At 50.2% G+C, this 21,611-nt stretch carries 17 protein-coding genes; 8 read left to right on the top strand and 9 right to left on the bottom strand.

Going from position 1 to position 21,611, the window contains the following annotated elements:
- The first annotated feature begins 123 nt into the window (after nucleotides 1–123).
- Entirely contained in the window at nucleotides 124–1,689 is a 1,566-nt protein-coding gene (locus tag DW039_RS14825) for an ATP-binding protein (RefSeq protein WP_044468338.1), read from the top strand.
- Between the two features lie 78 nt (nucleotides 1,690–1,767).
- Here DW039_RS14825 and DW039_RS14830 read toward each other — a convergent pair whose 3' ends face one another.
- From DW039_RS14830 to DW039_RS14855, 6 genes are all read right to left on the bottom strand, one after another.
- Nucleotides 1,768–2,556, bottom strand: coding sequence for an N-acetylmuramoyl-L-alanine amidase-like domain-containing protein (locus DW039_RS14830; RefSeq protein WP_005829430.1), 789 nt, complete (start codon nucleotides 2,554–2,556; stop codon nucleotides 1,768–1,770).
- Between the two features lie 97 nt (nucleotides 2,557–2,653).
- Complete coding sequence (locus DW039_RS14835) at nucleotides 2,654–5,875, bottom strand: glycoside hydrolase family 2 TIM barrel-domain containing protein (RefSeq protein WP_044468334.1); 3,222 nt, start codon at nucleotides 5,873–5,875, stop codon at nucleotides 2,654–2,656.
- An 8-nt stretch (nucleotides 5,876–5,883) separates the two neighbouring features.
- Nucleotides 5,884–6,771: an alpha/beta hydrolase gene (locus tag DW039_RS14840; protein ID WP_016273621.1), complete on the bottom strand. Its 888-nt coding sequence runs from the start codon at nucleotides 6,769–6,771 to the stop codon at nucleotides 5,884–5,886.
- Between the two features lie 18 nt (nucleotides 6,772–6,789).
- Nucleotides 6,790–8,781: an OPT family oligopeptide transporter gene (locus DW039_RS14845; RefSeq protein ID WP_120382088.1), complete on the bottom strand. Its 1,992-nt coding sequence runs from the start codon at nucleotides 8,779–8,781 to the stop codon at nucleotides 6,790–6,792.
- Between the two features lie 182 nt (nucleotides 8,782–8,963).
- Nucleotides 8,964–9,359, bottom strand: coding sequence for a DUF1573 domain-containing protein (locus DW039_RS14850; RefSeq protein WP_005836647.1), 396 nt, complete (start codon nucleotides 9,357–9,359; stop codon nucleotides 8,964–8,966).
- 91 nt (nucleotides 9,360–9,450) lie between these two features.
- The gene (locus tag DW039_RS14855) at nucleotides 9,451–10,158 is read right to left on the bottom strand and encodes a precorrin-2 C(20)-methyltransferase (RefSeq protein ID WP_016273623.1); all 708 of its coding nucleotides are present in this window, start codon (nucleotides 10,156–10,158) and stop codon (nucleotides 9,451–9,453) included.
- A 123-nt stretch (nucleotides 10,159–10,281) separates the two neighbouring features.
- Between DW039_RS14855 and DW039_RS14860 the strand changes: the two genes are divergently transcribed.
- From DW039_RS14860 to DW039_RS14890, 7 genes are all read left to right on the top strand, one after another.
- A complete protein-coding gene (locus DW039_RS14860) occupies nucleotides 10,282–11,139 on the top strand; it encodes a helix-turn-helix domain-containing protein (protein WP_005836651.1) in 858 nt (285 codons plus the stop codon).
- A gap of 90 nt (nucleotides 11,140–11,229) precedes the next feature.
- Complete coding sequence (locus tag DW039_RS14865) at nucleotides 11,230–11,820, top strand: DUF417 family protein (RefSeq protein ID WP_044468336.1); 591 nt, start codon at nucleotides 11,230–11,232, stop codon at nucleotides 11,818–11,820.
- Between the two features lie 4 nt (nucleotides 11,821–11,824).
- A complete protein-coding gene (locus DW039_RS14870) occupies nucleotides 11,825–13,180 on the top strand; it encodes an FAD-dependent oxidoreductase (RefSeq protein ID WP_120382089.1) in 1,356 nt (451 codons plus the stop codon).
- A 102-nt stretch (nucleotides 13,181–13,282) separates the two neighbouring features.
- Nucleotides 13,283–14,452, top strand: a complete 1,170-nt coding sequence (locus tag DW039_RS14875) for an ABC transporter substrate-binding protein (RefSeq protein ID WP_117588803.1) — start codon at nucleotides 13,283–13,285, stop codon at nucleotides 14,450–14,452.
- Complete coding sequence (locus DW039_RS14880; protein ID WP_034529853.1) at nucleotides 14,452–15,489, top strand: iron ABC transporter permease; 1,038 nt, start codon at nucleotides 14,452–14,454, stop codon at nucleotides 15,487–15,489. Before DW039_RS14875 ends, DW039_RS14880 begins: the two co-directional genes overlap by 1 nt.
- Nucleotides 15,482–16,501: an ABC transporter ATP-binding protein gene (locus tag DW039_RS14885; RefSeq protein ID WP_057281168.1), complete on the top strand. Its 1,020-nt coding sequence runs from the start codon at nucleotides 15,482–15,484 to the stop codon at nucleotides 16,499–16,501. The genes DW039_RS14880 and DW039_RS14885 overlap by 8 nt, the downstream gene beginning before the upstream one ends.
- Nucleotides 16,498–17,877: an MATE family efflux transporter gene (locus DW039_RS14890; RefSeq protein ID WP_005829402.1), complete on the top strand. Its 1,380-nt coding sequence runs from the start codon at nucleotides 16,498–16,500 to the stop codon at nucleotides 17,875–17,877. Before DW039_RS14885 ends, DW039_RS14890 begins: the two co-directional genes overlap by 4 nt.
- Nucleotides 17,878–17,890: 13 nt before the next feature.
- On the opposite strand, the gene DW039_RS14895 is transcribed toward DW039_RS14890, so the two are convergent.
- The 3 genes from DW039_RS14895 to cbiD form a co-directional block, all read right to left on the bottom strand.
- Complete coding sequence (locus tag DW039_RS14895; RefSeq protein WP_044467239.1) at nucleotides 17,891–18,976, bottom strand: linear amide C-N hydrolase; 1,086 nt, start codon at nucleotides 18,974–18,976, stop codon at nucleotides 17,891–17,893.
- A gap of 67 nt (nucleotides 18,977–19,043) precedes the next feature.
- On the bottom strand, nucleotides 19,044–19,718 hold the full coding sequence (locus DW039_RS14900; RefSeq protein ID WP_044467238.1) for an outer membrane beta-barrel protein: 675 nt from the start codon (nucleotides 19,716–19,718) through the stop codon (nucleotides 19,044–19,046).
- A complete protein-coding gene (gene cbiD, locus DW039_RS14905; RefSeq protein WP_120382090.1) occupies nucleotides 19,715–21,610 on the bottom strand; it encodes a cobalt-precorrin-5B (C(1))-methyltransferase CbiD in 1,896 nt (631 codons plus the stop codon). Before cbiD ends, DW039_RS14900 begins: the two co-directional genes overlap by 4 nt.
- Nucleotide 21,611: the final 1 nt, after the last annotated feature.

Genomic DNA, 21,611 nt, shown 5'->3' on the forward strand with positions numbered 1-21,611 from the left:
AATACTGAAATGATGATTAGTAGAATAATGAAAGGCGATGGAGATTTTAGTCTCCATCGCCTTTCGTCTTATTTTTGAAATATAAATCGTACCTTTGTCATACACCAATTAGGTTATAATAACATGGAACAGATGCGTAAACTGCCGATAGGCATACAGACTTTTGATAAACTTCGTGAAGGGAATTTTCTTTATGTAGATAAGACGGCTATGATTTATCAAATAGCATCTACTTCTACTCCTTATTTCCTAAGCCGTCCCCGTCGTTTTGGCAAGAGTCTGCTTCTTTCTACCTTTGAAGCCTACTTTCAAGGACGCAAAGACTTGTTTCAGGGCTTGGCCATCGAACAGTTGGAAACGAAGTGGGAACAGTATCCTGTTCTACATCTTGACTTGAATGCCCGGAAATATGAAACTGCTGCTGACCTGACGGCTATGCTTAATCAGTATCTGGAGAAATGGGAGCTGCTCTATGGTCAGGAGAAGAAAGACCGTAGTCCGGAAGAGCGTTTTGCTTACGTGATAGAGCAGGCATGCATGCAGACAGGAAAGCAGGTTGTTGTGCTGATTGATGAGTATGACAAGCCATTGCTTCAAGCGGTCTTGGATGAGAACTTGCTGGATGAGTATCGGAAAATATTGAAAGCGTTCTACGGTGTCTTGAAGAGCGCTGACCGTTATCTTCGTTTTGTTTTCCTGACCGGAGTGATCAAGTTTGCGCAAGTAAGTGTGTTCAGTGACTTGAACCAGCTGAATGATATAAGCATGGATAGAGCATACAAAGCTTTGTGCGGCATTACACAAGATGAACTTATAAAAACATTTGGCCCGGAAATACAACGGTTAAGTGAGAATGAAGAACTGACTTTGGAGGAAACGATTTTTCGTTTGGCAAAGAAATATGACGGCTATCATTTTTGTGAAGATACTTCGGTGGGGCTTTTTAACCCTTTCAGCCTTCTGAATGTATTCCAGAAATTGAAGTTCGGCAACTTCTGGTTTCAGACGGGTACACCTACTTATTTGGTGGATTTATTAAAAAAGAGTGACTATGATCTTCGCCTTTTGCTGAATGGCGTAGAGGTTACTGCCTCTGCCTTCTCTGAATATCGTGCAGAAGCTAATAATCCTCTGCCTATGATTTATCAGAGCGGTTACTTGACTATAAAAGCTTATGATAAGGAGGTTTGCCTTTATACGCTTCAATTTCCGAATGATGAAGTTTGTTATGGTTTCCTCAATTTTCTGGTTCCTTTTTATACTAAAGTTACTGATGATGAGACTGGTTTCCACATCGCTAAATTCATGCGTGAATTGAAGAGTGGGGATGTGGAGGCGTTTATGGAGCGTCTTAAGATATTCTTCTCCGGTATTCCGTACGAGTTGAGTGATGATACGGAACGTCATTATCAGGTTATTTTTCATGTAGTGTTTACTTTGCTGGGACAGTTCATCCGGTCCGAGGTTCGCAGCAGCCGCGGCCGTGCGGATGCAGTAGTTCATACCCCTACCGCTATTTATGTTTTTGAGTTTAAACTGGACGGTACGGCCGACGCAGCTCTGAAACAAATAGATGAGAAGGGGTATCTGATTCCTTATACCTTGGATGGCAGGAAATTAGTGAAAGTAGGTGTGAACTTCAGTAAAGAAACACGGAATATTGATGAATATATTGTCGTAAAGGAATAGGAACGAACAATCATATATATGGAAAAGGCGATGGAGAATCAAATCTTCATCGCCTTTTCCATATTATAGTATTTCATTTTATTTCTTCATCCTCAGCACCCGTATTCCCGTCCACTTATTATTGTCTTTCAGCATTTGGGACAAGGGGACTTTGGAGACGACCACTTTCTTGTCGGTAGAGGAAGCGTGTACCAGCAGGAGTTTGTTATCCGCATAGAAAGCGATTCCCATGTGGGCTACATCCAGCCCCGGAGTGTTGGTGGTGATGGCTATGATATCGCCGTCTTTAATCCACGGGAGACCATCGGCGGGAAGTTTGGCTTTGGGAAGATAGTGAACTTCCTTCCCGGACAAGGATTGTTCAATCTTCTTCATTTTGGCTACGTTCTCCGGCGAATTGGCCAGCTGCTTGTAGAGTTGGGGGTGGGAAGACATGTAGGAGATGGACAACCGTTCGGTGTCGGGACTCATGGCGCCCGTTACATCTTGAAGGAAGCCGTTGCGTACGCCATTGTTTATCCAGTCGGCAATATAATGCAGGCGGGAAGTGTACCCGTCGATTTTACCGTCACGGTAACGGATTTTTTGCAGGTTATCGGCGAAAGCGCTTTCCGAGATGTCTCCGTCGGCCAATTTGGGGGTGAGTGTCTCTGCCAGTACATATTCCACCAGCGTGGTACAGTCTACTTCATCGCAGTTGATGACGAGTTCTTCGGGACCATCTGCCTCCAGCGTATGGGCTACGTATGGCACATCCAGATACTTTATTCCATTGCTCAACATATCTTTCCCTCCCTGGGCAGAAACGGAAGTTACCATGGCTGCGGCGCAGAGGGCGCTGAACATAAATTTAGTCATTGTTTTCATTTTTCTTTCTTTTGATTATTATTGTTCTTGAACGTAAAAAGGATGCAGCAAATTTACTACATCCTTTTTATAAAAGCTTAATCCGGAGGGATTAAATTCAATATTGCCGGATTAAATATTTATAATCCTCCTTTTTATCGAACGGAACAAGGGAGAAACCGTATTCAATGGCATTCTCTTTGCCCGGACGGATCAGATAGGGTTCATGGGCGGTTGCGCCCCAACTGTCGTCTCCACCGACACCCATCATGCGGTAGTCAATGAATAAATCGACCATCTTTTCCGGCAGAGGGTCGGTGAGGTGGCGGTGATTGGTCTTTTCGGTACGCGGGGCACCGTTGTCAATCGTATCGCCGCTATCCATGCTTTCCAGGGGATAGTTGGAGGCGTTCAGCTCAAAGGTGCGGTCGGCGATGAGCAGCAAACCACGTTGCGTCTTATCGGTAAGAGCGCACCAATAGATATCCGTGCGATGGTTGTTCTCCTGTGGGCGGACATACGGCTCGTACATATCCTTGACCGGGATGGCGTACTCTCCGATGAACTGGGAGGTACGGCGGTCTCGGTAATTCTCTTTCGGACCGCGACCGTAGTAGGTCAAGTCTGTAAAGCTTTCCGGCAGCTGCATCCGCAGGCCTACACGCGGTATCATCGGGGCTTGGTCTCCTTCGGCCATGAACCGGTTGTCTACCTTGATGACTCCGCTGGCATATATCTTATAGGTGATGTCCCAACGGGCGTCTGTCTGCGGAAAACGGTAGGTCACCTTTATTGTCGTGGCATTGCTGCCCGGAGTCACTTGGAAACTTTCGGCTTTTGGTTCTTGATAGCTTGCCTCTTTCCAGGCTTTGAGGCGGACGGGGAGGTTGGCTCCATAATCATTGTCCGTCGGTGCACGCCAGAAGAATGGGCGGGGACCTTGACCGTTCAGTATGTACTCGTGCTTCTTGTACAAATAGGAGGTGAGTAGGCCGCTTTGCTTGTCGAAGGTGGCTTTGAAGTCGGGACCGAAGAACGCCACCAAATTTCCTTCTTCCTTAGAAGTAGCGGGCTTCTGTGCCGTAGCCTCTTTCTTGTAGAAGGTATGGACGTAGGTCTGTTCGCGTGCAATGACCGTGCCGGCCGGGAGGAAAGGTTCTGCCGTCTTGATGGCTGCATAGAACTCGATGCGTACATCTCCCGTTGTCTGTTTCTCTTTGGGGATGCCGTTCAGAAAGCCGGTGGTTACCGTCTTGCCCGGTGCAGCATGGATATTTTCAATCTTGCCACGGTAGACTTCCTTTCCGTGGTCGCGGATGATGTAGTAGAAGTCGTACTTGTCGAGATTGGTGAAGGAGAAATCATTGCGGATTTTCACGGTGGAAGTCTGCTTGTCGAAGTCGAGGAACTTGATGTTCTGGTAGACCTTCCCCATCTCTTCCGTCTGCGGTTTGACACTGCGGTCGGGATATACCACGCCGTTGATGCAGAAATTGCCATCGGAGGGGGTACCGTTCTCGCCATAGTCGCCGCCATAGGCCCAGTATTTGCGCCCGTCGTCTGTCTTGGCGGCAAAGCCCTGGTCTACCCAATCCCAGACACAGCCACCCTGGAGGATGGGATATTTTTCGATGATGTCCCAATACTCCTGGAAGTTGCCGAGGCTGTTGCCCATGGCATGGGCATACTCGCAAAGAATGAGGGGACGCGTCATCTCCTTGTTCCGGGCATACTTCTCCAGATAGGAAGGGGGAGCGTACATCGGGCAGTAGATGTCCGTATTCCATTCCAACAGTGCGCGTTCATACTGGATGGGACGACTGTCGAGCGTCTTCAAGGTGTTGTAGGTAACGTAGAAATTCAATCCGTTTCCGGCTTCGTTGCCCAGCGACCAGATGATGACTGACGGATGGTTCTTGTCCCGTTCGTACATATTCATGGTGCGGTCGAGATGGGCATTCATGAAGAGCGGATTGTTTCCCAGCGTACCGCCTACCCGCAAGTCGTAACCCATGCCGTGACTTTCGATATTGGCTTCGTCGATGACGTAGATACCATATTCATCGCAGAGTTCGTAGAAACGTTCCTGCTGGGGATAGTGGCAAGTGCGTACGGTATTGACATTGTATCTCTTCCAAAGCTCGAAGTCTTTCTTCATCAGTTCTTCGGAGACATAGTGACCGGTGTTCTCGTTGTGTTCGTGATAGTTCACGCCTTTCACGAGGATGGGTTGCCCGTTCACCAGCAATTGCTTGTCCTTGATTTCCACTGTGCGGAATCCTACTTTGCAGCTTGTCGCTTCAATCACATCCCCGTTAGGTCGCTTTAGGCTGATGACGAGGGTATAGAGGTTGGGCGTTTCGGCTGTCCATTGCAAAGGTTCCTGGATGGTTTTCTTAGTGAACTCCACTTCTGTCTGGTCACCGCTGACCTGGGTAGAGGACTGGGCTATCTGCTGGTCGTTCTTGTCCAGCAGGCGGTAGCCAACGAGAAATGGGGAATTTTGTCCGCTTTCATTGGTAAACTGCACCTTTACCTTGAGGATACCGTTCCGGTAGTTCTCATCCAAAGGAGACTCCACCTTGAAGTCCGTGAGATGGATTTGAGGCTGGGCATATAAGTAAATGTCCCGTTCGATACCACTGATGCGCCAGAAGTCCTGGCATTCCAGATAGTTGGCATCGGAAAAGCGGTGTATCTGAATGGCAATGACATTCTTCCCTTTCTTGGCAATGGCGCTGACGTTGAAACGCGCCGGAGTCTTTGCATCTTTACTCATGCCTACAAACTTGCCGTTGAGGTAGTAGAAGGCTGCCCCGCGTACGCCGTCGGCACTCAGGAAAATTTCCTTATCGTCCCAGTCTCCCGGAAGAGTGAACTCGCGGCGGTAGGTGCCGGTGGGATTCCATTCTTGGGGAACGTATGGAGGATTGGGCTTGTCCCAATAAGGAGGATAGCCCGAAGAACAGAATTCATAAGGCTGGTTCACATAGATGGGCGTACCGAATCCCTGCAACTCCCAGTTTCCGGGTACATTGATGTCCGGCCAGCGGCTGGCGTCCACACGGTCCATCATGAAGTCCGTGGGGCGGTCGGCGAAGGTTTCCACATAATGGAATTTCCATTTCCCGTTAAGGGACAAGCGGAAGGTTCCGTTCTTGCGGTCATTGATGACGGCATCAGCCTCCGTGACGTAGGAGGTGAACGTGCTGCGGGCAGGCTCCCGGTTGATGCTTGTCAGCTTGGGGTTGGTAATCTCTTCGTAGCGATTGTTCTCCTGAGCAGTCAGGGCAAAGGGAAACGCTGCGAGGCAAGTGAGTAAAAAATACTTTTTATTCATAATTGCTTTTATTTCTTTGTGGTAGGTTCAGAGACCGGGAATACGAGCCCTTCACGCAACCACTTCTCCAGTTCTTCCGTCCATTGACGCTTGTAGGTGAAGTTGTCCCGGAATCCCCAGCCATGTCCGCCGGTAGGGTAGGCATGCAGGCTGGCAGGCACTTTGTGGTCGCGCAAGGCGAGGAAATAGCCAATGCCGTTGATGGGTGGCACTGCGTCGTCGTCCGAAGAAAGCATGATAAAAGCCTGCGGAGTGCGTGGGGACACTTGTCTTTCGAGGGAGTATTTTTGTTCCAGCTCCTGAGATGGATTTTCTCCGATAAGGTTCTTACGGGAACCTCCATGGGTAACGCCTTTCTGCATGGAAATCACCGGATAGAACAAGATCTGGAAGTCGGGACGGGTCTTGTCACCGCTGTATAGTGTGGCAAGCGAAGCTGCCAGATGGCCGCCGGCAGAAGCGCCCATGATGCCTACACGCTGAGGATTGACACCCCATTCGGCGGCATGTTCGCGTACCATGCGGATGGCTTGTTCGGCATCGGAAAGGGGCACTTCATGGTGCCCGTTGGGCATACGGTATTTCAGTACTGCATAGGTGATGCCTTGTGTGTTGAACCAGGGAGCCATGTCGTGTCCCTCGTGCTTCATGGCCAGCCCTCCGTAGCCACCTCCCGGACACATGATGATGGCCATGCCGTTGGGGTGGGAGGCAGGATACACCGTAAGGGTAGGGGTGGTGACATCGGACACCCATTCGTTGTTATGGTTCTGTCCGGAATTGGTCAGTTCGTTGTTATTGGGGGCACCGTTGGGCCATAGGGGCAGCTCAACGGGCTTTTGTGCAGATAACATGGTCGCTGCAAATAGAAAAGATAAAAGTAGAATCTTTTTCATGTTCTTGGTATTTAAAAGTTATTTGGTTTTCATGGAAGCTTTGATGAGGTAGAATATCAGAATGGCATAAGCACCCAGCGCCAGCACTTCGGACCAGGTGTTCTGCAACCATGCATCGTTTACGAGGTTGATTCCTCCGAAACGCATGGCAGCACTTGCCACACCCATCAATGCACCGCCGGCAATGAAACCGGAGGCAAGCAGGGTACCTTTCTCCCCGCGTTCGGCATTGAGAGCGGCATCCTTGCTGCGGCTGGTCACGTACCAGTTGATGGCACCGCCCACTACCAACGGAACATTCAGTTCCAATGGGATGAACATACCCAATGCAAATGCCAGTGCGGGAATCTTGCAGAAATTGAGGATGATGGCCAGCACTGCACCGATACCGTAGAGCGGCCAGGGCGCACCCACACCGTTCATCAACGGTTCGATAACGGCCGCCATGGCATTGGCTTGCGGAGCGGCCAGCTGTCCGCTGGTGAAACCGTATGTCTTGTTTAGGATAATCATTACACCACCTACGGTAGCGGCAGAAACGATGGTTCCGAGGAACTTCCAGGTCTCCTGCTTGGCAGGCGTGCTACCCAGCCAGTAACCGATTTTCAAGTCTGTGATGAAGCCTCCCGCCATGGACAGTGCCGTACATACAACACCGCCCATCACCAGTGCCGCAACCATCCCTTCGGGACCTTTCAGCCCTACGGCTACCATGACTACGGATGCCAGGATTAATGTCATCAGCGTCATTCCGGATACGGGGTTTGTGCCCACAATCGCAATGGCATTGGCTGCCACGGTGGTGAACAGGAAAGCGATACCTGCAACAAGCAGGATAGCTACAATGGTATGTGTCAAGTTGCCCTGCATCACATCGAAGTAGAAGAAGAGAACAACCAGCAGCAGCGTGATGATGGAACCGATGGCGATAATCTTCATAGAGATGTCCCGCTGTGTGCGTTTCACACTGGCTTCCACGTTGGACTTACCTCCCATTTCCTTGGCAGCCAGTCCTACGGCACTCTTGATGATGCCCCAAGACTTGATAATGCCGATGATACCTGCCATGGCAATGCCACCGATACCGATGCTCTTGGCATAGTATTTGAAGATTTCTTCCGGAGCCATAGCGCCTATGGTTGCCGTGATTTCGGGGTTCCATTGGTTCAGTACGGAATCTCCCCAAATCATGGACATACCGGGGATGATAATCCACCATACGGCCAGCGAACCGGCACAGATGATGGACGCGTATTTCAGTCCCACGATATAGCCCAGACCGAGCACAGCAGCACCCGTATTAACCTTGAATACCAGCTTGGCTTTCTCGGCCAGCATTTCGCCGAGGCCGCATACGCGGGTAGTGAAATTCTCGTTCCACCAGCCGAAGGTTGCCACGATGAAGTCGTATAGACCACCGATGATACCTGCCATGAGTAATGGTTTTGCCTGGCTGCCGCCCTTTTCACCGGAGACGAGCACTTGTGTGGTGGCTGTTGCTTCGGGGAAGGGATACTTGCCGTGCATGTCGCTCACGAAATATTTACGGAAGGGGATAAGGAAGAGAATACCCAGCACACCTCCCAGCAGAGAGCTGATAAAGACTTGTGCAAAGGTAACAGTGATTTCTTTCGGATAGGTTTCCTGAAGGATATAAAGCGCCGGAAGGGTGAAGATGGCACCTGCCACGATGACGCCAGAACTGGCACCGATAGACTGGATAATGACGTTTTCGCCCAATGCGTTCTTGCGTTTGGCGGCACCTGATACGCCGACGGCAATGATGGCGATGGGGATGGCGGCTTCGAATACTTGCCCCACCTTTAGCCCCAGATAGGCGGCTGCGGCCGAAAAGAGAATGGCCATCAGAATACCCCATGTCACCGACCAGGCATTTACTTCTGAATACTTCTTGTCCGGGCTCATCAGAGGGTTGTACACTTCTCCCGGTTTCAATTCACGGAACGCATTTTCCGGTAGTCCGGTAATAGGTTCTTCTTCTTGTTTCATAGGTTTTGTAGTTTTATGTTTTTCTTTAATAGACTTCAAAGATAGTGCAAACCGAATGCAGGATAAAATGAGCAAGCTCATTATTATTCTGCTGAGGTGCAGCCTATCTTCGCATTTTAGGCAAAGAAAGCAAAAAAAAAGGAGATTTAAAAAAATCTCCTTAATTCTGTATGGTAAAATGCTTATTTGGCATCTTTAGCGGTCATGTCCCCTTCGATAAATAATCGCATGATTTCCGTTTTGGCATTGGTGCGCAGGGTAATGGATTTCTTGAAGTGTCCGGGGTATCTTCCGGTTCCATTATAAGTTACTTTCACTGTTCCAGTCTTTCCCGGTGCTATCGGTTCTTGTGAATATTCGGGAACGGTACATCCGCAGGAAGCTACAGCCTGATGGATGACAAGCGGAGCATCGCCTACGTTCGTAAACTTAAAGGTGTAGCTGACCACAGGACTGTTTTCGGAGAATGTGCCGAAGTTGTGGGTGGTCTGTTCGAATTTGATGTCTGCCTTTCCTTGTGCATAGGCATAACCGATGCTCATAACCAGCAGCATCATATAAAAAACGACTTTCTTCATGTTCTTATCTTTTTTATATTTCAACGGCGCAAAGGTAACCCATTTTCATTAAAATAATGCCTATGGCGTGCGAAATTGTATTAAATCGGGCTCAAAAGGTCTCTGTACGAATGATAAGCAGGGAAAAATAGGGGAAGCGGATGGTCGCTATCCGCTTGCTGTCATTGATATACTTCTCTTCCGGAGTGCCTACATTCTCAAAATAGTGATACCGGTATTCGGGATGCAGGCGGATGCAGCGGTGAATCTCATCGGTGCATCTGGACAGCTTCATGATGACAACCGCACTGTTTTCGCTTGTCAGTTTCTCTATCTCTTCTGTCGTAGTAATGCCGGGTATCACCGTCAGCCGCTCTTCCTGGCTGGCCACATGGAGCCCGCCCAGTGCGCCGGCGGCAATGAAGGCGGGGATACCGGGGATGTGCTTCACGGGGATGCCGTCTGCCTGCAGTTTGTCATATACATAATGTATGGAAGAGTAGAATCCGGCATCTCCTTCGGCAACGATACAGACCTTCTTTCCTTGTTGCCGGAGGGTGGAGCTCTCCATATAGACCTCGTCGTAGGCGCTCAGGGCTTTTTCGCGCTGTTTGCTCATGGGGAGTGGAAAGCGGTGCACCGTGTTTTCCGGAATGTCGAGTTGCAATAGGATGTCGGCTGCGCGTGAAACTCTGTTTCCATCTTTGGCCAGTGTCTCGGGACAGAATATACAGTCGGCTGTCTGCAGGGCTTTCAAGCCTTTTACGGTAATCAGTTCCGGTTCGCCGGGACCGAGAGATACAAATATGACGGGGAACATTTGCATGAAGACATTAAAGGTTAAAAATTAAAGAACAGCAAAACGGCTACAAAAGTGGGGAAATAATCAGTAGCAAACAAGATATTCGCTATCTTTGTTATTTACTAAAACAATCTGTTTTTTATGGATTATCAACTGAACACCCGCTTGAATGGCAACATAGCCATGACTTCCAGCTACCATGAGCGTGCGTCGCTGCAACGTGACAAGACTCTGTATAAATTCATTTGGGTACAGAGCGGTACGCTGACTCTGGAAATAGACCATATCCCCATGCGCCTGGAAAAGGATGAAATCGTGACCTTGACCCCGTTGCATCACCTGGAGGTAAAAGAGGTGGACGGTGAATACCTGACGTTTGTATTCAACAGCAATTTTTATTGCATCTATGGACATGACAACGAGGTCTCTTGCAATGGATTCCTTTTTTATGGCTCTTCCAAGGTGATGAAACTGGCACTTTCTGCCGGGCAGTCTTCCAACTTGCATGACATAGTCCGCATTTTCCGGCAGGAATCGGTCATCCATGACAACCTGCAGGAGGAGATGCTGCGGATTGTCTTGAAACGTTTCATCATTACCTGCACACGCATTGCGCGTCAGCGTTTTGGGGTGGGGCAGGAGAAGGAAAAGACGTTTGACATCATCCGGCAGTATTACGTATTAGTGGACCGGCATTTCAAGGAGAAGAAGCAAGTGCAGGATTATGCCGATATTCTTTGCCGTTCTCCCAAGACACTTTCCAATCTGTTCTCGACCTGCGGGTTGCCTTCCCCTTTACGGGTGATTCATGACCGCATTGAGGCAGAAGCCATGAGATTGCTGCTGTATACCCACAAAAGCGCTAAGGAAATCAGCTCCATTCTGGGCTTCGAAGACTTGTCCGCGTTCAGCCGTTTTTTCAAGAAAATGACCGGCGAGAGTGTCTCGGACTACCGGAAAAGAGTGAAACGGGAAGAATTGCCAACTGTTGCGGAATAATTGCCATTTCGTACGTGGTGGAAAACAAGGAACTTTGCAAAAACAAAAATCAAGTCATATTACTGAAACCATTTAAAAAGTAGAACAAAGATGAAAACGAAATTGCAAAACTTGTTTATGGCTGCGTTGACGCTGGCCGCTTCCACTCAAAAGTTGGGTGTTAATTTGATTCGTGTAGCCATCCTGGTTATTTTCGTATGGATTGGTGGGTTGAAATTCTGGAATTATGAGGCTGAAGGGATTGTCCCTTTTGTGGCGAACAGCCCGTTCATGAGCTTCTTTTATACAAAGAGTGCCCCGGAGTACAAGGAGTATAAGCTGAAAGAGGGCGAGTTCAATGAGGCGAAACATCAGTGGCACGTGGAGAACAATACGTATGGTTTCTCCCACGGTCTGGGCATTCTGATTATGGCCATCGGCATCCTGACATTTCTGGGGATATTCTCTCCGAAAATCGGACTGGCGGGAGCCGCACTTGCCATTGTCATGACGATGGGTACCCTCTCTTTCCTGGTGACAACCCCTGAGGTGTGGGTGCCCGACTTGGGAAGCGGGGAGCACGGCTTTCCGTTGCTGACGGGGGCAGGGCGCTTGGTCATCAAGGATACGGCCATTCTTGCCGGTGCCATTGTCGTACTGTCTGACAGTGCAAAAAGAGTATTGAACCAATTAAGGAAATAGACGTATGAAACAGTATGATGCCATTATCATCGGATTCGGCAAAGGCGGAAAGACGCTGGCTGCCGAGTTGGCAAAACGGAAGCTGGACGTTGCCGTAGTGGAGCGTTCGGAAAAGATGTACGGAGGGACATGTATCAATATCGGTTGCATTCCCACAAAAACATTGGTGCATGCGGCAAAGCATGCGGACAAAGACGCTTCTTGGGAGGTCAAGAAGGCATACTATCGTCAGTCCATTGCAAGGAAGGAAGAGGTCGTCTCTTTCCTGCGTCAGAAGAACTATCACAATCTGGCCGACAATCCTCATATAACGGTCTATACGGGTATCGGCTCCTTTGCAGGTCCGGATGTGGTGGAAGTTGGGATGGTGGAAGGGACATTACAATTGCAAGCTCCCCAGATATTCATCAATACGGGTGCCGAAACCGTCATTCCACCGATAGAGGGGATACAAGGTAACCCACGGGTATATACCAGCACCTCCATTATGGAACTGACTGAGCTGCCGGCACAGCTCGTCATTGTAGGTGGGGGATACATCGGACTAGAATTTGCTTCCATGTATGTTTCGTTCGGTTCGCAAGTCACGGTGCTCGAGGGCTCTTCCGAACTGATATCCCGGGAGGACCGGGACATTGCGGACAGTGTCCGGGAGGTATTGGAACAGAAAGGAATCGTTTTCAGGCTGAATGCACGCGTGCAGTCCGTGAAAGACTCTGACGTCATTTACCGGGATGCGGTCACGGGAGAGGAACATCAGTTACACGCAGATGCCATCCTGCTGGCTACCGGCCGGCGTCCGAATACGGCTGGCTTGAATCTGGCGGCGGCAGGTGTAGAGGTGAATGAGCGCGGTGCCATTGTGGTGGACGACTATTTGCAGACTACCAACCCCAAGATACATGCTATCGGTGATGTAAAGGGCGGTTTGCAGTTTACCTACATTTCTTTGGATGATTACCGCATTCTGCGCGAAGACCTTTTCGGGGCGGGAGAACGCAAGGTGTCCGACCGTGACCCGGTGAGCTATTCGGTATTCATCGACCCGCCGCTTTCACGCATCGGGCTGAGCGAAGCGGAAGCACGCAAGAAGGGATTGAATATAAAGGTCAACAAGCTGCCGGTAGCCGCCATTCCGCGTGCCAGGACTTTGGGCGATACGAACGGACTCTTCAAGGTGGTGGTGGACGCCGATACGGACAAGATAGTGGGATGTACGCTGTTTGGTCCGGAATCGAGCGAGGTCATCAACCTGGTGGCAATGGCTATGAAGACCGGGCAGGAATATACCTTCCTCCGTGATTTTGTCTTTACACATCCCAGCATGAGTGAAGCACTGAATGACTTGATGGGCTTTTAAAGATTATTTAGGCACAATATCCGTCAATTTGCAGGAAGAGCATTTGCGTATCTCCCCAAAAATGACGAATATTGTGCCCGAATTCTATAAACCCCAATAGTCATGACCCGGATATCTGCCATAGGCATTGCACTGCTGTGCATTTTATGCGTAACCTCTTGCGGCTTAAAATCAAGACAGACTACTACCGAATCTTCTTCCGAAACGGGCTATTCTCCGGTTACGACAGACACGGCAGCTACCATTGTACTGTGCTATGCCAAAGGCTATACGGTGAAATATCTTCCGCACCATGTCCGTCTGGTGGATATACACGACCCTCAAAAAGAAAGCAGTAGCACTTTCCACTATGCGCTGGTACCGAAAGGCATAAAGCCTGTCGGCATACCGAGCGACTATACGGTGATTGAAACGCCGGTAGAGCACGTTATGTGTATGACATCCCTGCAACTTTCCAACTTCATCCGTCTGGATGCCTGCAATTATGTGGTGGGCATCACCAGTACGCGCCATCTCTTCAACAAGGAGATGAACGACCGTTTGAAGTCCGGCGAGACCGTGAAGATTGGTATCGAAGGGAACTTTGATAATGAAGTGATAATGAGCATGAATCCGGATGTTATCTTTATCTCTCCTTTCAAGCGGGGTGGATATGATGCCATGCGGGAAATCGGTATTCCACTGGTTCCCCATTTGGGATATAAGGAGATGACCCCGTTGGGGCAGGCTGAATGGATAAAATTCATCGGCATGTTTATAGGCCAGGAAGTGGAGGCGAATGAAAAGTTTGCTGCGATAGAGAAGCGCTATAACGAATTGAAGGAGCTGGCTGCCAACGTGAAGAAGCGTCCGATGGTATTCAGCGGCGAGATACGGGGTGGCAACTGGTATGCAGTGGGAGGAAAGAGCTTTCTTGCCGAACTGTTCCGTGATGCCGGTGCGGATTATTTCTTGAAAGACGATCCCCGTTCGGGAGGTGTCACGCTGGATTTTGAAACCGTATATAGCCAGGCGGAGAGTGCCGACTATTGGCGCATTGTCAACAGCTATGACGGGACATTCACGTATGATGCCTTGAAGTCCCTCGACCCGCGTTATGCCGACTTCCGTGCGTTTCGTGAGAAGGGAGTGGTATACTGCAACATGCGTGAGAAACCCTTCTACGAAAGTATGCCCATGCAGCCCGAAATTGTATTGGAAGACTTGATACATGCTTTCCATCCCGATTTGTTGCCTGACTATAAACCGACTTACTACGAACTGCTGAAATGATAAAAAGACCCGTACTTCCGTTGATGTTGCTGACACTGGCATCTATCTTTCTTTTTTTCCTGCTGAACCTGCTTTTGGGGTCGGTTCACATTCCTCTGCGCTCCGTGTGGAACATATTGTGGGGAAATACGGATGAATCCGTTATTTGGCAGAATATTATCTGGAAGTCCCGCGTGCCCCAAGCGTTGACGGCATTGGTGGCGGGAGCAGGGCTGTCAGTCAGCGGTCTGCAGATGCAGACGGTGTTCCGCAATCCGCTGGCAGGGCCTTCGGTATTGGGCATCAGTTCAGGTGCCAGCCTGGGTGTGGCTTGTGTGGTATTGCTGTCCGGGGCGATGGGCGGTGTGGCATTGAGCCGTTTGGGGTATATGGGCGAGGTTGCCTTGTCGGTTGCCGCCATTATCGGTGCGCTGGCTGTGATGGCGCTCATTGTCTATGTCTCCCAGAAGGTGAAGGGCAACGTGACGCTGCTGATAATCGGTGTGATGATAGGCTATGTGGCAAGTGCCGTCATCGGCGTATTGAAATATTTCAGTGTGGAGGAAGATATACGTGCATATGTCATTTGGGGATTGGGTAGCTTTGCCCGTGTTTCGGGCGACCAGATGGTGCTGTTTGTCTGCATCATGGCTGTGCTGCTTCCGTTGTCCTTCCTGCTGATAAAGACGATGAATCTGTTGCTGCTGGGCGATGGCTATGCACGCAATCTGGGACTGAACATCAAGCGGGCACGCCTGCTGGTTATCTCATGCTCCGGTGTGCTGGTGGCTATTGTAACGGCCTATTGCGGTCCGATTATGTTTATCGGGTTGGCGGTTCCCCATCTGTGCCGTGCCATCTTCCACTCTTCGGACCATCGGGTGCTGATGCCTGCCACATTGCTGGTAGGCGCTTCCCTGGCATTGGTCTGCAATCTGATAGCCCGTATGCCCGGCTTCGAGGGAGCTTTGCCGGTCAACTCGGTGACGGCACTGGTAGGTGCGCCGGTAGTGGCTTCTGTACTTTTTAGAAAACGGAAAGGAGAATTGAATGAATAAGGAAACCATACATATAGAGAATCTTTCCATCGGTTACCCCGGTAAGGGGGATGTGAAAGTGGTGGCAGACGGCATTTGCGCCGGAATTAACAGTGGTGAGCTGACTTGCTTGTTGGGAGCTAATGGAGTGGGGAAGTCCACGTTGCTCCGTACGTTGTCCGCCTTCCAGCCTAAACTTGGAGGAAACATATTTATTGAAGGAAAAGAGATAGGGGACTATACCGACAAGCAGCTTTCGCGCGTCATCAGTGTGGTGCTGACAGAGAAGTGCGATATACGCAATATGTCCGTCGTAGAACTGATAGGTCTGGGACGCAGCCCCTACACCGGTTTCTGGGGAACCCTTTCGAAAGAGGACAAGACTGTGGTGGACAAATCTATCGCCCTGGTAGGCATTCCACATCTGGCACACCGCATGGTGCATACGCTGAGTGACGGTGAACGGCAGAAGGTGATGATAGCCAAGGCGCTCGCCCAGGAAACTCCCGTCATCTATCTGGATGAACCGACAGCTTTCCTCGATTTTCCCAGTAAAGTAGAGATGATGCAACTGCTTCACCAACTCAGCCGGCAAACGGACAAGACGATTTTCCTTTCTACCCACGACCTGGAACTGGCCCTGCAGATAGCGGACAAAATATGGCTGATGGATAAGGTGAACGGAGTGACCATCGGTACACCCGAGGACCTTTCGCTGAACGGCAGTCTGAGCAACTTCTTTGCCCGTAAGGGTATTGCCTTCGATTTGGAAACGGGACTATTCAGGGTAGCCAATGAATATACCTCCCGGATACGTTTGGCGGGTCACGGGCAGAAGTATGCCATGGTGCGCAAGGCGTTCCAAAGAAACGGGATTCTGGCAAACCGGAATGTTGAATCGGAGATCTATATCGAAACCGGAGATTTGAAGGGAGACGGCAGCTTCGTATTCCATCGACCGGGCAAGGAGCCGGTAACGGTGTACTCCATTGAGGAATTGCTGCAAATAGTCTTGTCATTCCATTCCCTATGATGCACCATTCTGCAAAGGATAATTATGTCCACTTAACGACGACTCCGGTCCCCCGGCTGATTACGTCATTGGCTGTGCCGACCATCATCAGCATGCTGGTGACGTCTTTCTATAACATGGCAGATACCTATTTTGTGGGTAAAATAAATACCCAGTCTACGGCTGCCGTAGGTATCGTGTTTTCTGTGATGTCCATTATCCAGGCTGTGGGATTCTTCTTCGGTCATGGTTCGGGGAACTACATCTCCCGTAAGTTGGGGGCGCAGGAAACGGAGAGTGCCGAGAAGATGGCATCCACCGGCTTCTTTTTTGCCTTGTTTATCGGAGCGGCTCTGGCTGTGTTGGGATTGTTGTTCCTTACACCGCTTTCCCTTGCTTTGGGGTCGACGCCTACCATTCTTCCGTATACGGAGCGCTATTTGGGAATCATTCTGCTGGGTACTCCTTTTATGACCGCCTCATTGGTGCTGAATAACCAAATACGTTTTCAAGGTAATGCGGCGTATGCCATGGTGGGGATTGTGAGTGGGGCGGTCATCAACGTGGTGCTCGACCCTATCCTGATTTTTGTATGCGATATGGGCATATCCGGTGCCGCACTTGCCACAGTAGTCAGCCAGATATGTAGTTTCATCCTTTTGCTATATATGGGGCGCAGAGGAGGAAATATACGTATACGTTACAGAAACTTTACGCCTACACTGGCTTTCATCAAGGAAATTATTGGGGGTGGAACTCCGTCACTCACCCGGCAGGGACTGGCAAGCGTGGCAACCATTTTGCTGAACGTGGCGGCCGGTGCATATGGTGACGCAGCTATTGCAGGGATGTCCATTGTGACGCGTATCTCTATGTTTATCAATGCTTTCCTAATTGGTTTCGGGCAAGGCTTCCAACCGGTATGCGGATTCAATTATGGTGCCGGGCTGTATGCCAGAGTGCGCCAAGGATTCTGGTTCTGTGTGAAGGTAGGCTTTTTCTTTTTGCTGGTTTGTGCGGTGGCAGGTATGGGATATGCCGAGGAGATTGTCTCCATCTTCCGCAAGGGAGACCCTGCTGTTGTAGCTACCGGTGCGGCAGCATTGCGCTGGCAGTTCATCACCTATCCGTTGGGTGCATGGATTGTGGTCAGCAACATGATGCTGCAGACTATCCGCAAGCCCGTACGCGCTACGATACTTTCCTCTGCCCGTCAAGGGCTGTTCTTCATCCCCCTCATCTTCATTCTTCCTTATTTCTTAGGACTGAAAGGGGTGGAAATGTGCCAGGCGGCGTCGGACATGCTGACCTTCTTCCTCGCCATTCCATTGACCTGCGGGGTGCTGGCGGAGATGAAGAGGAAGGAGGCGGAACAACTGCAACAGCGGCAATCTTGAAGTTTCTGCGTCCCTATTCAATTTTCACGGGAACTATCGGTTGCCGCTTCACTTTATCGAGGGGAGCTGCATGGTACTCGATGCGCCCGAAGTCTATCTGTCTCAAATCAATGCTTCTGATTGTACTGTTGTACATGGTGCGATAGTAGATGATACCGTTTGTCATATCTGTGGCCGATGTCCATTGGGTGGCACTTGGAATATTGGCAGGAACCTGGCCGAGGGGAAACTCGATGCCTACGGGTATATCAAAGTTATTCAGTATCTGAAAACATTGGAGAACGGTTTCCAGTGCGGTATTCTGTGGCGGTGTAGAAGTCTGGTAGAAAGCGGCACGGATAAAGCGGGAAGGGGGAGTCACATCTCCCGGAATTCCCAAAAAGCCGCTTCCCGAACCGAAAGGGGCTATAGTCACATTGCCCAGCGATTTGCTTTCGGCACTGCCCGGGTAGAGGTTCACATAATTGTTTAAGTTGGTCATCTGCCAGTCAAAGCCGGGGGAGTTTGTCAATACTCCCAGTTTGTTTTCATAGAAACGGGGCTGTCCGTCGATGAACTCCAATACCAGTTGGCGGCCGGTCTTGTCTGCAATCCGCCAATGTACGGTGGAGGCGCGCGGGTCAATGGCTATGACCGTCACATTTTCAATAGCCTCCTTTACCTCGTCCACAGTAGAAAAGCTTCCCAACAGCCATGATACCAATTGTAAATCGGCTATGCTCGACGCTTTTCGTGTGGGGTCATACTCCTCGTATTTGCCATATCCGGGAAAGTAGAACAGCCCGGCGGAGAGCCCGGCTTCATTCAGACCTTCGGCCACGAACTCCTTTTGCTCCACTGCCAGGCCTACGTAGCCATAGCGTGAGGTGAACTCCATGCCGGACAGACTGCCTCCGGGTGTCAGTGATTGTTGCGAATAACCGCGCGGTACGATGACGTACTGGCTGTTCAGCTCACTGCCTCCCCATTCGATGGTGCGAGCTACGACGTGCGCATTGTCTTTGGCCGTCAGGGTGATACCGGTACATGCCTCTGCTGTTTGAGGGGCGAAGGTGAGGGCTGTCATTGCTGCCAGCAGGATAGGAATTCTTTTTGCCATATTATTCAGTTTATATTGTTGAGTATCTGTTTGTATACTAAACAACTCTGTATGGCAAAATGTTCCCTTACCAGAACCGGTACCCCAGCGTAAAGAATGCGGCGAAGTTCTTGGGAAAATATCCTCCTTCTTCCGAATGACCTATCATCTGGTTTATCTGCTCATTGACTTTTACCAGTCCCACTTGTGTCTCTGCACCGATGATGAATCTTCTGTATTCAAAAGTAAGTCCCAGGGCAATACCTGCATCGAAACGGTTGTTACCCATTTTCCCGTCTACCATACTGCCGAAAGTGTCTATCTTGAACTGGTATCCTCCCTGCATACTGCTGCTGCTATAATCGTAGGTCTCACCGGAAGTCTTGCCTGCCACGCCTATGGCCGCATAAGGGCCGACGCTCAGCAAGGCATGATAATCCTTGCCCAGATGGAGGCGGGCCGCTATCATGAGGGGGATTTGCAGATACAGTTCATGCATTTTGGCCTTGCCGATGTGGCTTATCTCGTCTTTACCGCCGATGGACACGAATTCCAATGCGGATTGCAGCACCCAGGTCTTGTTGAGGACATATTCTGTACCGACACCAGCTTTGTAAGCTATTTGGGTGTCACTACTGGAGTGTTTTCCATGAAAATGGGAGGTACCGATTCCTGCTTTTGCATGAAAGGACAGCGGGCTTTGTGCCAGACCGGTCAGTACGGTCATTGCCATACAGACGGTAATGATTATCTTCTTCTTCATGAGTAAATTTTTCCGTTTTCGGTTATGAGTAATATTGTTAGTTCGCCATTGGGCAGTAAGGGGGCACAGTGCCGGTGACAGAGCTCAATCAGTGCCTTGCCAAACTTTTCCAGCAGCTCTTCGGGAATGATGTCCCAGAGTTTGCGCGCCAGGTTCATCTGTCCGATGGCGGCAAGTGTTTCTTCGCTGCATCCCGTCTGGCGTGCCAGGTCTTGAATGAATTCCTTATTCATGGTCACTTTCTTGCTGTGGGTATCCAGATTGCCTTCGGCCAGTTTCACGGCCTTTCCCATCATCACGCCGAGGGTGACGTGCGGTACTTGCTCTTCGGCTGCTATTTTCAAGGTTTCGCCGATAAAGTTGCCGTAATGCACGAAAGCCTGGGTGGGGAGGTCGGGATAATACGCCTTGATGAAACGTTCGCTCTTTGCGCCGGAGCTGATGACGATACGAGGGCTCTGGGTTGCCTTTGCCACTTCCATGGACTTCCGGATGGAATTGACGAAGGCTTCCGAGGAGAATGGCTTCACGATGCCGGAGGTCCCGATAATGGAAATGCCTCCTTCGATACCGAGGCGGGGATTGAAGGTGCGTTTGGCTATTTCTTCTCCACCGGGGATGGAGATGGTAATGAGAATAGGATTGGGCTGTTTGGCAATATGGAGGCGTTCAAGCCATAGCTTGACGTTCTTCTTTATCATTTCGCGTGGGGTGTCGTTGATGGCAGAGCTACCGAGCTCAAGTCCCAGACCGGGCATGGTGATGACACCTACGCCTTCGCCGCCGCAGACGATGATGTTGTAGTCGTCCTGGGGAGTGTCTTCCGGCAGCGGGTCGTCTATGCGGAAAGGTATGGCTATATTGGCCACAACTTTCATCCCGTTGGTGATGTCCGGGTCGTCGCCGGCATCCTTGATGACGGTAGCGCTTGTCTCGAACATGCCGTCACCGTTTTCCAGAAGGTCGGAGTGGGGAATATGGTGCTGCGGCTCTACGGGAACCTGTATGGTTTCTCCGTTGGGAAGAACTACCGGAAATTCTGTAGGACGCTTTTTGAAGTAGATATTGAATACATCCCAGGTGGCGGCTACGGCGGCAGCGGCGGCACATGTTCCGGTAGTCAGCCCGCTGCGCAGGGGGAAGAAGTCGGGTAAATGTTTCTCGACTATGCGGTGCAGGCCATGCTCGCCGTTTACACAGATAAACTTGCCGGATGTCTCGGGACGGCGGATGGCAAAGATGCGTATACCCAGTTGCCGGGCAGCTTCCACCTTCTCGCAGAATCCGCCGGATATCCCGCTTTCCTTGAGGAGGATGGCTTCGGGATGAAGCTGTTTCATTAGGACTTGCTCGTCTTCTCCGGGCGTGTAGTAGTAGAGGTTCTTCTCGGAGAAGCCCTGTTCCCGGGCGAGCTTGCGCGAGCTGTCACGGTCGAGGATGCGGAAGTAACAGCAAGCATTCTGCCACAAAGGCTTCAGCTTACCTATGGTCTGTACGCCGGTCAGTGCAAGTAAGATGAAAATCTTTTCTTTCTGTATCTTCTCGATGGCATCGTCATAATCCCTGCACCAGGTGATGTGTTCTTCATCGCGTTCCGGGAAGATACGCTCGAAACGGATGACGGGGATATTCGATTCCACGGAGACTTGTTCCAGAGTCTCATGCAACTGTGTGGCAAAGGGGTGCGCGGCGTCTATCAGCAGCTTTATGTGATGCTGTGCACAGAATGTTTCTATTTCTATTGCATCCATCGCGCCTTGCAGGCGGATGCCATTATGCAGAAGTACGTCCTGCTCATCCCCTTTGGTAGAATAGTAGAAAGTTTTTCCGGCTTCTTCAAGGGTTTGGATGGCTATGCGTCCTTCGGTGGTTCCGCCAAATATTAATATCATG

It is taken from the genome of Bacteroides sp. AF39-16AC, from assembly GCF_003602735.1.
GTDB classification, from domain to species: domain Bacteria; phylum Bacteroidota; class Bacteroidia; order Bacteroidales; family Bacteroidaceae; genus Bacteroides; species Bacteroides uniformis.